Annotated in this window: 12 protein-coding genes; 2 read left to right on the top strand and 10 right to left on the bottom strand. The window is 57.9% G+C overall.

All coding sequences use genetic code 11. From position 1 onward, the window contains the following. Nucleotides 1–75: 75 nt before the first annotated feature. Genes ACTJJ7_RS06695 through ACTJJ7_RS06670 form a run of 6 tightly spaced genes read right to left on the bottom strand, consistent with a single transcriptional unit; the run spans nucleotide 76 to nucleotide 6,851 of the window. Complete coding sequence (locus ACTJJ7_RS06695) at nucleotides 76–1,446, bottom strand: serine hydrolase domain-containing protein (RefSeq protein ID WP_440966158.1); 1,371 nt, start codon at nucleotides 1,444–1,446, stop codon at nucleotides 76–78. A 58-nt stretch (nucleotides 1,447–1,504) separates the two neighbouring features. Further along, nucleotides 1,505–2,512 (bottom strand): ABC transporter ATP-binding protein, encoded by a 1,008-nt coding sequence (locus tag ACTJJ7_RS06690; RefSeq protein ID WP_440966156.1) that lies wholly within the window; start codon nucleotides 2,510–2,512, stop codon nucleotides 1,505–1,507. Further along, complete coding sequence (locus ACTJJ7_RS06685) at nucleotides 2,509–3,462, bottom strand: ABC transporter ATP-binding protein (protein ID WP_440966154.1); 954 nt, start codon at nucleotides 3,460–3,462, stop codon at nucleotides 2,509–2,511. Before ACTJJ7_RS06685 ends, ACTJJ7_RS06690 begins: the two co-directional genes overlap by 4 nt. 2 nt (nucleotides 3,463–3,464) lie before the next feature. Beyond that, nucleotides 3,465–4,316, bottom strand: a complete 852-nt coding sequence (locus ACTJJ7_RS06680) for an ABC transporter permease (protein WP_440966152.1) — start codon at nucleotides 4,314–4,316, stop codon at nucleotides 3,465–3,467. Then, entirely contained in the window at nucleotides 4,313–5,239 is a 927-nt protein-coding gene (locus ACTJJ7_RS06675; RefSeq protein WP_105734807.1) for an ABC transporter permease, read from the bottom strand. The genes ACTJJ7_RS06680 and ACTJJ7_RS06675 overlap by 4 nt, the downstream gene beginning before the upstream one ends. 22 nt (nucleotides 5,240–5,261) lie before the next feature. After that, nucleotides 5,262–6,851: an ABC transporter substrate-binding protein gene (locus ACTJJ7_RS06670; RefSeq protein ID WP_440966150.1), complete on the bottom strand. Its 1,590-nt coding sequence runs from the start codon at nucleotides 6,849–6,851 to the stop codon at nucleotides 5,262–5,264. Between the two features lie 290 nt (nucleotides 6,852–7,141). Between ACTJJ7_RS06670 and ACTJJ7_RS06665 the strand changes: the two genes are divergently transcribed. After that, a complete protein-coding gene (locus tag ACTJJ7_RS06665) occupies nucleotides 7,142–7,999 on the top strand; it encodes a MurR/RpiR family transcriptional regulator (protein WP_440966148.1) in 858 nt (285 codons plus the stop codon). A gap of 178 nt (nucleotides 8,000–8,177) precedes the next feature. Next, a complete protein-coding gene (locus ACTJJ7_RS06660) occupies nucleotides 8,178–9,014 on the top strand; it encodes a DUF2189 domain-containing protein (protein WP_105734810.1) in 837 nt (278 codons plus the stop codon). Between the two features lie 48 nt (nucleotides 9,015–9,062). On the opposite strand, the gene ACTJJ7_RS06655 is transcribed toward ACTJJ7_RS06660, so the two are convergent. Genes ACTJJ7_RS06655 through ACTJJ7_RS06640 form a run of 4 tightly spaced genes read right to left on the bottom strand, consistent with a single transcriptional unit; the run spans nucleotide 9,063 to nucleotide 12,642 of the window. Further along, on the bottom strand, nucleotides 9,063–9,422 hold the full coding sequence (locus ACTJJ7_RS06655; protein ID WP_440966145.1) for a cytochrome C oxidase subunit IV family protein: 360 nt from the start codon (nucleotides 9,420–9,422) through the stop codon (nucleotides 9,063–9,065). A 5-nt stretch (nucleotides 9,423–9,427) separates the two neighbouring features. Then, nucleotides 9,428–10,150 carry a heme-copper oxidase subunit III family protein gene (locus ACTJJ7_RS06650; protein WP_440966143.1) on the bottom strand — a complete coding sequence of 241 codons (723 nt, stop codon included), beginning with the start codon at nucleotides 10,148–10,150 and terminating at the stop codon, nucleotides 9,428–9,430. Nucleotides 10,151–10,162: 12 nt separating this feature from the next. Further along, nucleotides 10,163–10,867: a cytochrome c oxidase subunit 3 gene (locus tag ACTJJ7_RS06645; protein ID WP_440966141.1), complete on the bottom strand. Its 705-nt coding sequence runs from the start codon at nucleotides 10,865–10,867 to the stop codon at nucleotides 10,163–10,165. After that, entirely contained in the window at nucleotides 10,864–12,642 is a 1,779-nt protein-coding gene (locus ACTJJ7_RS06640) for a cbb3-type cytochrome c oxidase subunit I (RefSeq protein ID WP_440966139.1), read from the bottom strand. Before ACTJJ7_RS06640 ends, ACTJJ7_RS06645 begins: the two co-directional genes overlap by 4 nt. Nucleotides 12,643–12,671: the final 29 nt, after the last annotated feature.

Here is a 12,671-nt window from a genome sequence, read left to right as displayed (position 1 = left end):
GCGATCTCCTCCAAAACATTGCTTGGCGTTAAACTGGGAAATTGTTGACCGGCGGGGCGTGCAGCCGCGATACGGTTACGTTCGGCTGAACCGCATTTCGCTTACCCGCCCATCGTCACTGCGGCGAACAAGCCAATGCATCTGATAGGCATATTCGGTTGGCAGGCTGTAATGACGGATGTTCCTGTCGGGGGTTTGGCCGTGTTCCAACAGTTGCAGCGTGCTGTTGGTGCAATTCACGCCGCCGCTCGCAATCAGCTGCTGGAGCCATCCATTGCCCGACCAGGCTTCCCAGGCTTCCGCCGTGAAGGCTTCAGCCGCAGGGTGGCCGGTCAGGATGGAGCGCAGCAGAATGCGGTCGTTGATCGTCGAGGCCGGATCAGTGTCCTCGATCGGCGCATAGGGTGCCAATGCCGGGTCGACAAAGCCAGCGATTGTCTGGGCGACATGAGCGATGCAAGCTTCCTGAATGTTCGCCAGCACCGCAACGGAAACACCCTGTGCTGGAAAACGTGCGATTTCAGCCCTGAATCCATCCCATGTGCCGCCATGCCTGATCTTGTGATGGCCGCGAATTTCAGTGTTTTCCCAACCGAGGGCATAGTTGTTGAAGGCGGGGTGACCATTGTTCAATAGGGTTGGTTCGAACATGACCGAGAGGAGTTCCGGCGGCAGGACCCGCGGCGACTCCAGCTCGATCAGCCAATGGGCAAGGTCGCGTGGCGAGAAATAGAGCCCGCCATCTGCCGTGCGAAGCAGTGTTGGGGCGGTCCAATGCCTGCTGGTCAAGGCGCCGGTTTCAATGCTGTGTCCGGCCGCGCGGTTTGGGACAATATCGAACCAGCTTGCCTCGCGGGCAGTGGCCATGCCGATTGGCTTGAACACGCGATCCTTCAACAAGGTGTAATAAGGTTCGCCGGTGATCCGCTCTATGATAATCCCAGCCAGGACGTAGCCGATATTGCTGTACTCGTAGCTTTCGCCGGGCTGAAAGACGAGCGGTGACAGCGCCGCCAGTGCAACCAGCTGATCGCTGCTGTAGTCCTGCCATACATTGATCGGTACGACGCCGTCTTGAATAGGCGTTGGCGCGAAAACCTCCGCGAAGTTGCCAAGCCCGCTCGTCATCGAAAGCATCTGTCGAATGGTAATGGCGGACCAGATTGCAGGCCCCTCGGGGATATAGCGGGTGAGCGGGTGATCGAGATCGATGCGGCCATCTCTCGCCAAAAGCAGAATCGCCGTGGCGGTAAACATCTTGGCGGTCGATCCCGACTGGAAAATCGTATCCGGCGTAACCGCAACCTTGTGTTCGATATTTGCCAGGCCGTAGCCCGCAAGATGCACGATCTGACCGTGCTGGACAACGGCGACCCCAAGACCCGGAATCTGTTGTTGCTCTATTTCTGAGTTAAGATAGTCATTCAAGGCACTGGTGAAACTCACAGCACTTTCCTCCATAATATAAGCGGTAGGCGGGGTTCATTGGTGTTGCTGCCGGCCCCTAGGGAACAGCGCTCAACCGTGTATCAATCTGCTGCACGGTCTCCGGTTTTTCCTCGCCGGCCAACGGGTGGTGGCAGGCCGCCTGATGACGATCGGTGAGCGGCTGAAGCGGTGGCAGCGTTGTGCGGCAAAGCCCGGATACCCGTGGGCAACGCGCGGCGAAAGCACATCCGGGCGGCGGGTTGTAACCGCTTGGAATTTCGCCCGAAAGCCGCGCAATCGTGCGGCGCTGGCGTGGATCGGGTTCAAAGGTACTGTCAAGCAATGCCCGCGTATAGGGATGGGCCGGCAGCGCATCGCTGGGCATGATTTCAACAATGCGGCCAAGGTACATGACAAGGATTTTGTCGCAGAAGTAACGCACCAGGCCGAGATCATGCGAGATAAAAAGATAGGTCAGTCCCAGCGACTCCCGCAGCCGGTTGAGCAGTGCGATGATCTGCGCCTGCACGGAGACATCCAGAGACGCGGTCGGCTCATCAAGCACGACCAGTGACGGGTTGAGCGCAAGGGCGCGGGCAATGCCAATGCGCTGTTTTTGCCCGCCCGACAATTGATGCGGATAGCTGTGCGTCAGCGCCAGGTTCAACCCGACCATCTCAAGAAGCGACGCCACGGTTGCGTCCGCTGATTTGAGTTTTACGCCCTGAACCTTGAATGGTTCGAGCAGTGCATCCCGCACGCGGTATCGGGGATCGATTGCGGAATAGGGGTCCTGAAAGACCAGTTGCATGCGTTGCCGCAAACGGCGCAAATCTGCGCGCGACAGGGACGCCATGTCTATGCCATCGAACCGGACCGATCCCTCGCTGGGTTGGATCAGCCGCAGGATCAGACGTGCCAATGTGGATTTGCCGCAGCCGGATTCACCGACAACGCCAAGGATCTGGCCGCGGGCAAGGGTGAACGAGACATCGCTGACGGCATGAAATACCTGGCGTTTTTGAAACAGGCCCGCATTCGTGAAGCGGCGGCTGAGGTGGTCGACAGAAAGAAGATCGCTCATGCTGCGTCCGCCCTATGACAGGCGACGCCGTGACCGCTGATACCGGTTCGCAGGACCGGAGCTTCCTCACGGCATTGATCAGACACGCGCGGGCAACGGGGATGGAAGCGGCAACCGGCGGGATGGGCGGCCGCCGTCGGCACCATGCCGGGAATAGGTTGCATGCTGCCGCGCAGCATATCGCGGCGGGGAATGCAGCGGATCAATGCCTGGGTGTAGGGATGACGCGCGTCCTCGAAGATTGCATTGACCTGCGCGCGTTCGACGACCCGGCCGCAATACATCACCGCGACCCGGTCGCACGTCTGGGCAACGACACCCATGTCATGCGTGATGAGGATCATGGCCAATCCCCGCCGTTTGACCAGCTCGACGAGAATCTGAACTATTTGCGCCTGAACCGTGACATCGAGCGCAGTCGTCGGCTCATCGGCAACGAGAAGTTCGGGATCTCCTGCCAGGGCCATCGCGATCACGATACGCTGTTTCATGCCGCCGGAGAGCTGATGCGGGTAAAGGGCATAGACCCTGGCCGGGTCCGGAATCCGGAGGTCGGCCATCAGCTCCAGGCTGCGCGCACGGGCAGCGCTGCGATCAAGTCCGAGATGCAGCCGTGCCGCCTGATCGATCTGCGGCCCGACCGGCATCATTGCATCGAGGGAGGTCATCGGATTTTGTGTGATGAGAGCGATGCGCCCGCCGCGCAAGCGGCGCAACTGCCGTTCAGCCAGGCCGACAAGGTCAGTGCCGTCAAAGCAGATCCGGCCCGCCACGACCCGGCCGCCAACGCGCGGCAGAAGCCCCATGATGGCGGTCGCGGTCAGCGACTTGCCGGATCCGGATTCCCCGACAATGCCAAGGATTTCACCCCGGTCGATGCTGAAGGCGACATCGTCGACCGGAGAGAATGCTCCGAAACCGATCTGCAGCCCGTCTACAGTCAAAAGCATGACTAGGCCTCCCTGAGTTTTGTGCGGATATCCAGCGCAGCGATGATCGCGTCGCCGAACAGGTTGAGGAAGATCACCGTGAGTGCCACCGCCAGACCGGGGAGCAGTATCACCCAGGGCGCGATGAAGAGCTGAGCCGTGCCGGAACTCATCATTGCGCCCCAGCTGGGTGTCGGCGGCTGTGCCCCCAAACCGAAGAATCCGAGTGTCGCCTCGAGGATAATGGCATCGCCCGTTGCCAGCATTGCCGCCACGAGGACCGGCGCCAATACATTCGGCAACAGATGGGCAAACAGGATGTGGGTGTGGCCGGCCCCGAGATTGACGGTGGCCTCGACAAAGGTTTCGCCTTTCAAAACCATGACCTGGGTGCGTGTCAGCCGGGTGAACTGAGCGAGATAGGCGATGGCGATGGCAAGCACGACCCCCTGTAATCCCGGCCCGATGATCGCGACGAGCATCAGCGCAATCAGGATTTCCGGGAATGACCAGGTCAGGTCGACCGCGATCATGACGGCACGGTCAAAGGCACCGCCGAAGTAGCCGCACACTGCACCGAGAATGAGGCCCGAGAGTACGGAGACGCTGATCGCGGTGACACTGACGGAGAGCGAGGTGCGGGCACCGGTGATCAGGCGCGACAACACATCACGTCCGAATTCATCGGTGCCCATGAGATGGGTCATTGATGGCGGCTGGTTCATGATTGTCAGATCCTGCTGGTCATATGGATAGGGCGACAACCAGGGAGCAAAGACTGCTCCGACGATCAGAAGGAGAAGGTAGGCGGCGGCTATGCTGCCTTTGACCGATGCAAGCGTCTTGATGACGGGCAGTGCATGCAGAGCTTTCATGACCGCACCTCGCGCTGGCGCGGGTCCATTGCTGCCTGGATGATGTCACCGAGCAGCGTGCCAAGAATGACTGCCATGGCCAGCATGAGAAGGCAGGCCTGCACCAGGGGGTAATCGCGCTGGTTCAGCGCCCGAATGAGCAACGATCCCAGGCCTGGACGGGCAAAGACATACTCAATCGTCACGGTGCCGCCGAGGATCCAGCCGATCCGCAGAGCAAGGATGGTCACGACCGGGACCAACGCATGGCGCAAGACGTGGCGCACCTGGATTATTGCAGGCGAAAGCCCCTTGGCGTGCAGCAACATCACGAAGTCCTGTCTTGCTGTCTCGATCATGGCGATGCGGGTCACCCTTGCCACCAGTGCAATGCCGCCAATACCCGTCGCGATGACCGGGAGGATCAGTGACGTCCAGCCGCGTGCGCCTGAGATCGGCACCCAGCCAAGCCATACGGCAAAAACCAGGATGAGCAGCAGGCCGAGCCAGAAGCTCGGCACAGTAGAGCCGAGCAAGATGAGGCCGCTGATGCCATCATCAAGCTTTGTGCCGTGAAAGCTGGCAGCCAGAACGCCGGCGGCAATACCGGTGAGGGCAGAGAAGAGCAGGGCTGCCCCGCCCAGTTGCAGGCTGTAGGGCAGGTTCTGGGCGATAAGCGCGCCAACTGGGCGGCCTTGGATGATCGATGTGCCGAGATCGCCTGATACCAGCCGCCTCATCCATACGAAATACTGCTCGGCAAGACTGCGGTCGAGGCCGTATTTCGCAGCAATCTGCACCCGCTGCGCCGTGGACGATCCTGCACGCAGGAGATTGTCGATCGGGTCACCCGGAACGAGGTGAATGATGAGGAACACCACCACGGAAACCACGAAGAAGACGGGTACAAGCAAAACGAGCCGCTTCACGATGAACAGAAACATATCACGCCCTCGCTTGGCACCGCTATTGCACGGCTTTCATGTCGACAATGGTTGACTGGCCCAATTGGGGTCCGCGGATTCTCTCGGGGACTTCAAGCAGGTCCTTGTTGTAGGCGGTGTTCTGTGCCGGTTCGTGCAGCGGCGCGAACGCATACTGGCTGAGGAGATGCTCCTGGTATTTTTTGAAGTTCGCCACCCGTTCATCCCAATTCTTCGAATGGAGCATGGCAATATCGTGCAATTCTTCCGACTTGGCGTCGTTCCACATTGCCGAATTTGGCGCAGGGATGTTCTTGGCGCTGAAACACCAGTCAAGGATGTCGGCATTGTTCCAATCGTAGTGGCTTACGACCAACTGGTGTTCGCCCTTGCGAAGCTGGTCACGCAAGGTCGTGTTGTCGAAAGTGACGATCTCGGTTTCCATACCCACCGCCTTGAGCTGGGCCTGGACCACCTCGGCTATGCGTTTGAATTCCGTTTCGGATCTCGTCCAGAATTTGATGCGCAGGCGCTTGTTGTCCTTTACGCGGATACCGTCGCCGCCCACGGTCCAGCCAGTCGCATCGAGCAGTTTCCTGGCTTTATCCGGATCGTGGCGAATTTCGAATTGAGGATCGACTTTCGATTCCGCCAGGGAACTGATGAGGAATTGATGGGCCTCCCGGCCGACGCCGCTGTAAACACTCTTGAGAACGGCGCTCTGGTCGACGGCCAGCGCTGTCGCCTGACGCATTGCGATGTCGGAGAAAGGTTCGGACCGGCTGTTGAAGATCAGATAGGTAACACCCATTCCCGGCAGGTCGCGAAAGCTTACCTGCTTTTCCTTCTGCAATTGCGGCAGGAATTCATCGGGAACGCTGGAGAGCATGCCGACACCGCCCGTTTTCAGTTCCAGAAAGGCTGTCGATGAGTCGGGAATTTCACGGAGTGTCAGCCGCTTGATGTGCGGTGCTCCCTGGTTTTCCGAGAGCGCGGTGCCCCAGGCATAATCTTCATTGGCAACAAGCACGATCTCCTGGCCAACGACGAAGCTCTCCAGCTTGTAGGGCCCCGTGCCTATTGCTTCGGTCACCCCGTAGCTGTCGCCAGCCGCCTCGTAGGATTTCGGCGAGGGGATGCCCATGAACACGGCAGCCAGGTTGAAAATCAGGTTGGGTTCGGGACGCTTCATCACAAAACGGACCGTGTGGTCATCAACGGCCTCGACGCGGTCGATCGCAGCTGTCATGTATTCGTTGACGCTGCCTTTATATTTGCCGATCCACCAGACAACCGCGGCGGCATTGAACGGTTCGCCGTCGTGGAATGTAACACCCTGGCGCAACTTGAAGGTCCAGTTCATGCCATCCGCGTCAGTTTCCCAGGATTCGGCGAGGTGCGGATGATAGGACTGATCATCATCCTGCTCGACCAGGCGGTCATAAATCAGATTGGATGCGAGGCTGAGCAGGGAAGCGCGGATCGGATCCTGGTTCGGTGCTCCGGCCTCTGCGCTGCCAAGCACGATGACCGCCTCCGATTCCGCCGCGTAAGCTGGCAGGCCGGATGTCAGGCCGAGGCCGATACCCAAGGTGACGACCGATGCTGATGTAAGGAATTCACGCCGGTTCATGCTATTTCCCCTTTATTGTTTTTCCTTCCCAGTCCCGCCGCATCCGTTACGATTGCGCGGCATGAACAGGGCTTCGCTGATGAAATCGGATTTGATATCGGCCGTTCGCGACAAGCCCGTCGTTTCTTGTGATGATATGTATGGCTGTGCCCGGAGATGCGTTGCGGCACCCATTCTTCATCATGCCTCCCAACATGGTAGAGCGAAGCTAGAATGAAAGAAAACAAACGTCAATTGCTATAATGTTAGAAATCTGTCAATTTATTCGACGGAACGCTGCGAGGAAGAGAATGACTGAATCAGTTCGGGCCAGATTGAGCGAAAGCCTTGCCACTGCCACCAATGCAGAAAAGGCAATCGCCAACTACATGCTGGCAAACCTGAACGGCTTGCCGTTCGAAACATCCGCGACCTTGGCTGCCAAGGTGGGCGTCAGCGAGCCCACTGTTGGCCGCTTTTGCCGGTCGCTTGGCTATGCGCGTTTCAAGGATTTGAAGGCGGATCTTCGTGACAACATCGGCGACCGGCCATGGCTCGTCGGCGATCGTCTCAAGGAATTCCGTGAGCGTAATCTTGAGGGCGATGGGCTTGCGCGCAGTCTGGATCTCGAAATTGCTGCGCTGGTGCGGATATACGAAGTTGCGCATACGAAAGAATGGAAACGCACGATAAAGCGCCTGGCCGCCATGCCGCGGGTTTTCGTGGCCGGCTTCCAGACCGAGCGCGGCATGGCGCAGTATTTTGCCAACCAGCTGCAGTACCTTCGCCCGGACGTGTTCCTGGCCGATGTCGCGGGCGGCAATTTTCATGAAATTCTCATGGCGCCGCCCAAATCGGCCTGTCTTGTTCTCTTTGAAGCGCGCCGCTATTCGCAACTGGCATTGTCATTGGCCCGCGAGGCACGAAAGGCAAAAATCCCCATCACGTTGATTACCGATGCCTTCTGCGATTGGGGGCACGATCTGGCCGATGAAATGTTCGTTGTTCCGACGGAATTCGATATGTTCTGGGAATCCACGGCGCAGATGGCCAGTCTCGGCAATTTGCTCCTGAACGGTGTTTTCAATGAATTGGGCATTTCCGTCGAAAAGCGCATGAACAAGGTTTCGGAACTGCACGGCCGGTTCACAGGCTATGTCGGCGAGTGAGCAATTGAACGGCGGCGCCGACATGGCCTTTGATATGATCGGGTAAAGATCGAACTCTGGCAAAACGAGGTTGATGGGCGTATATTGGACAAGGGTTCAGGTTCGATCCGGTAGCCCTGCCAATGCCAGGTATATCGGTGCATCGTTGCCGCCCATAACTGAATTGGGAGAACTGGTCATGGCGCAATTTCATGTGATTGCTGGTGCAAGCGAGGTTCCTGTCTACCCCCAAGTCCGCCGAATTGGCGTATCCGATATCGTTGCGGCTCTCCGCGAAGGGCTGGATGATTTTTGGGACAAACCGTCCCATTATGTTTTTCTTTGTCTCATCTATCCGATTGTCGGTGTGGTCCTCATGCGGTGGTCCTCGGGTGCCAACACATTGCCGCTCATCTTCCCGCTGATGTCCGGCTTTGCGCTGATCGGTCCCCTCGCAGCTCTGGGTCTCTACGAAATCAGCCGCAGGCGCGAACTCAATCTCGATACCTCCTGGCGTCACGCGTTTGAGGTCAGGCATTCGCCGGCCATTCCTTCCATCATTGCCGTCGGCGTCATGCTGTTTGCAATTTTCATCGCCTGGCTGCTGACGGCTCAGTCTCTTTACACGAGCCTTTTCGGTTCCGAAGCACCGGTATCGATGCGCGCATTCCTTGATCAGGTTTTCAACACGCCGGAAGGCCAGCGAATGATCCTTCTTGGCAATGCGATCGGCTTTGTCTTTGCCGTGGTTGTGCTGTGCACAAGCGTCGTGACATTCCCGCTCCTGCTTGACCGGGATGTTGGCGCATTTGCTGCCGTTCTGACCTCGATAAAGGCGGTCGCCGTCAACCCCGTGACGATGGCATTGTGGGGATTGATCGTTGCGGCACTGCTGGTGGTCGGCTTTTTGACCCTCTTTGTTGGTTTGGCGATCATCATTCCGGTGCTTGGCCATGCCACCTGGCACCTCTACCGCAAGGTGGTGGAACCCCAGCCCATCCTGGCAGAGGCGAAGAAACGTCCGGTTCGCCGGTAAGTTTTCTTGCGGCATCGTGAAGCGCGATGCACCCACGCGAACCGCGTTCTATTGCGCAGTGCCAAAGAACGTCATGCGCGTGAACAAGGTGTAGTGCGCTTCCGAAGTCATCAGGGCAACAAAGACAAGCACCAATACGGGTGGAAGGATCACGGCATAAACCAGGGCCAGTCTTTCCCACGCCATATGCATGAAGATGGCGACGATCAATCCGGCTTTCAAAACCATGAAGAGCAGGATCAGACCCCATCGCAGGTAGTGCTGAAACCCGAGATAGTCGACCATATATGAGCAGACGCTCAAAACAAACAACAACCCCCAGACCACCAGATAAAGCTTGATGGGATGCTGTTGATGGTCGGTGTGCGTCAGCACCTGTGTTTCCGAATGTGTCACCGGTTGTTCCATGATCCTCACCACAAATAGAAAAATGCGAAGATGAAAACCCAGACGAGGTCGACGAAGTGCCAGTACAGGCCCATGATTTCGACGATCTCGTAATTGCCTTTGCGGCTGGTGAAAAAGCCGCGTTTTTCCGTATCAAAATCGCCGCGCCAGACCTTGCGCGCTATGATGACAAGGAAAATGACGCCGATGCTGACATGCGTGCCGTGAAAGCCGGTGATCATGAAAAACGTTGAACCGAATTGTGCCGCACCCCACGGATTTCCCCATGGGCGAACACCCTCGGTGATCAGCTTGGTCCACTCGAAAGCCTGCATGCCGACAAAGATCGCGCCGAACAATGCCGTGGTCAGCATGAGGATGGCGGCTTTGCGGCGATCACGCCGGTATCCATAATTGACGGCCATGGCCATCGTCCCTGAACTGCTGATGAGGACAAAGGTCATGATGGCGATCAGGATGAGCGGGATTTCCTTGCCGCCGATGCTGAGAGCGAAGACAGTGCTGGGATTGGGCCAGGCAATGGCAGTGGACACGCGTGCCGTCATGTAAGCGACCAGAAAACATCCGAAGATGAACGTGTCGCTGAGCAGGAAGATCCACATCATGGCCTTGCCCCAGGAAACGTTCTTGAATGCGCGCTGATCGGAAGCCCAGTCGGAAGCGAAGCCGCGCAGGCCAGCCGGCCGGGGAAGGGCGATCTCGGGTTTTGCTTGTGCGGAGTGAGACATGGGTCATAGATCCTAGTTGAGCACTTGCCGGCAGATGGCGACGAAATCATTGGCCCAGCCCGCAAACAGGGCAAACAGAACCAGCCATACCACCAGCATGAAATGCCAGTAGATGGCGCACAGCTCGGTACTCAGCCGCACCTTTGCGAGCGCGGCGCCCTCCCATACCCTGGACGTTGTGCGGCTGAGGACGACAAGCCCGCCAAGAATATGCAGGCCGTGCATTCCTGTAATTAGGTAGAAAAAACTGTTCGCGGGGTTGTCAGCGATGACATAGCCGGCAGTGACAAGCTCCTTCCATGCGAACAGTTGCCCGATGAGAAATCCGGTGGTAGCTGCAAGAGCGGTCGCAAGGGCAAGCTTCAAGGCATTGCCATTGTTTCGTACCACTTCCATCTTCGCCCAATGCAGCGCGGCGCTGCCTATTACCAGCATGCCGGTGTTGAGCCATAGAATGCGCGGAAGCGGGATGGCCCACCAGTCCTGCAACCCCATCCGCATGAAGTAGGCGCTGATAAACAGGGTGAACAAGGCGCCGACGATGGCCAGGAAGACGCCCAGACCGATTTTCTCGGTGGCAACGGCAGACCGGGTCAAAACGGGAATGTCATGAATACCATTTGCTTCAAGCCAGGGTTTGGATGACAAGCGCTGCTGCGCCATCCACCACGTGATGATGACGGCAAGGCCGGCCAGGAAAACCAGAATGGTGCTCATGATGCGGGCTCCCTGGAAATCCGGTCGCCATTGGGCTGGTTCTGCGGAATGAAATCCTGCGCGGCGCCTGGAACACTGTAATCATAGGCCCAGCGATAGACCACGGGCAGTTCCTTGCCCCAATTGCCATGGGCTGGCGGCGTCTGCGGCGTCTGCCATTCGAGCGTCGTTGCCCGCCAGGGGTTGCCTCCAGCTTCCTTGCCCCGCCGCAGGCTCCAGACCAGGTTGAACAGGAAGAGTATCTGTGCGGCCCCGACGATCAGCGCCATGATCGTGATAAATTCATTGAGTGCCTGCACGGACGGCGGAATGAACGCCGTATCGCCCAGTTCGGAATAGCGGCGGGGCACGCCCAGCAGCCCGAGATAATGCATGGGAAAGAAGATGGCGTAGGCACCCACGAAGGTGACGAAAAAGTGCACCCTGCCCAGTGTTTCGTCCAGCATTCGGCCGGTGACCTTGGGATACCAATGGCAGATCGCCCCGAAGACCACCATGATGGGGGCAACGCCCATCACCATGTGAAAATGCGCAACGACAAACAGCGTTTTGGCCAAGGGAACGTCGACCACGACATTGCCAAGAAAGAGCCCCGTCAGTCCGCCATTGACGAATGTAACCATGAATCCGAGAGCGAACAGCATCGGCAAGGTCAGATGGATGTCACCCCGCCATAGGGTAAGGACCCAATTATAAACCTTGATCGCGGTCGGTACTGCGATGATCAGCGTGGTTGTGGCGAAGAAGAATCCGAATTTGGGATTCATCCCGCTGACATACATGTGGTGTGCCCAAACCACGAAACTCAGCGCGCCGATCCCCACGATCGCCCACACCATCATGCGGTAACCAAATATATTCTTGCGCGCATGGGTGCTGATGAGGTCCGAGACAATGCCGAAGGCCGGCAGAGCGACGATATAGACTTCCGGGTGGCCGAAGAACCAGAACAGGTGCTGGAAGAGAATGGGGCTGCCGCCGCCATTCTTCAAATGCTCGCCCATCTCGACAATGGTCGGCATGAAGAAGCTGGTCCCAAGAACGCGGTCGAACAACATCATAACCGAGGCAACGAAGAGGGCAGGGAACGCCAGCAAGGCCATCACGGTCGCCGTGAATATACCCCAGATTGTCAGCGGCATGCGCATCAGGGTCATGCCTCTTGTTCGTCCCTGCAAGACCGTAACCACATAATTCAGCCCGCCCATCGTGAAGCCGATGATGAAGAGGATGAGCGAGGTCAGCATCAGGATGATGCCCCAGTCCTTTCCGCCGGGGGTGCCGGAAAGAATGGATTGGGGCGGATAGAGCGTCCACCCCGCACCCGTTGGCCCGCCGGGTACAAAGAAGCCGGCTACAAGCACCAGCACAGCGAGCAGATAAAGCCAGTAGCTCAACATGTTCGCATAGGGAAACACCATATCCCGGGCGCCCAGCATCAGCGGGATGAGGTAATTGCCGAAGCCGCCAAGAAACAAGGCGGTCAACAGATAGATCACCATGATCATGCCGTGCATGGTGATGAACTGGTAGTAGTGTTCCGCATCGATGAAGGAAAGCGCGCCGGGAAAGGCAAGCTGTATGCGCATCAGCCATGACAGGACCAGGGCCACAAAACCGATTGATATGGCGGTCAGTGAGTACTGGATGGCGATGACCTTGGCGTCCTGACTGAACACATAGGTCGTCCACCAGCTCTTCGGGTGGTAAAGTTCGACGTCGGCGACTTCCGCTAACGGAACCGTGTCATCAATACCAGCTGGAATATTGGCCATTCCCTGTTCTCCCGACCTCTAGCGTCCCT

The organism is Phyllobacterium sp. 22229, assembly GCF_052056495.1.
GTDB lineage: Bacteria > Pseudomonadota > Alphaproteobacteria > Rhizobiales > Rhizobiaceae > Phyllobacterium > Phyllobacterium myrsinacearum.
The sequence above is the reverse complement of the archived record's forward strand: the minus strand, read 5'-3'. Positions and strand labels throughout refer to the sequence as shown.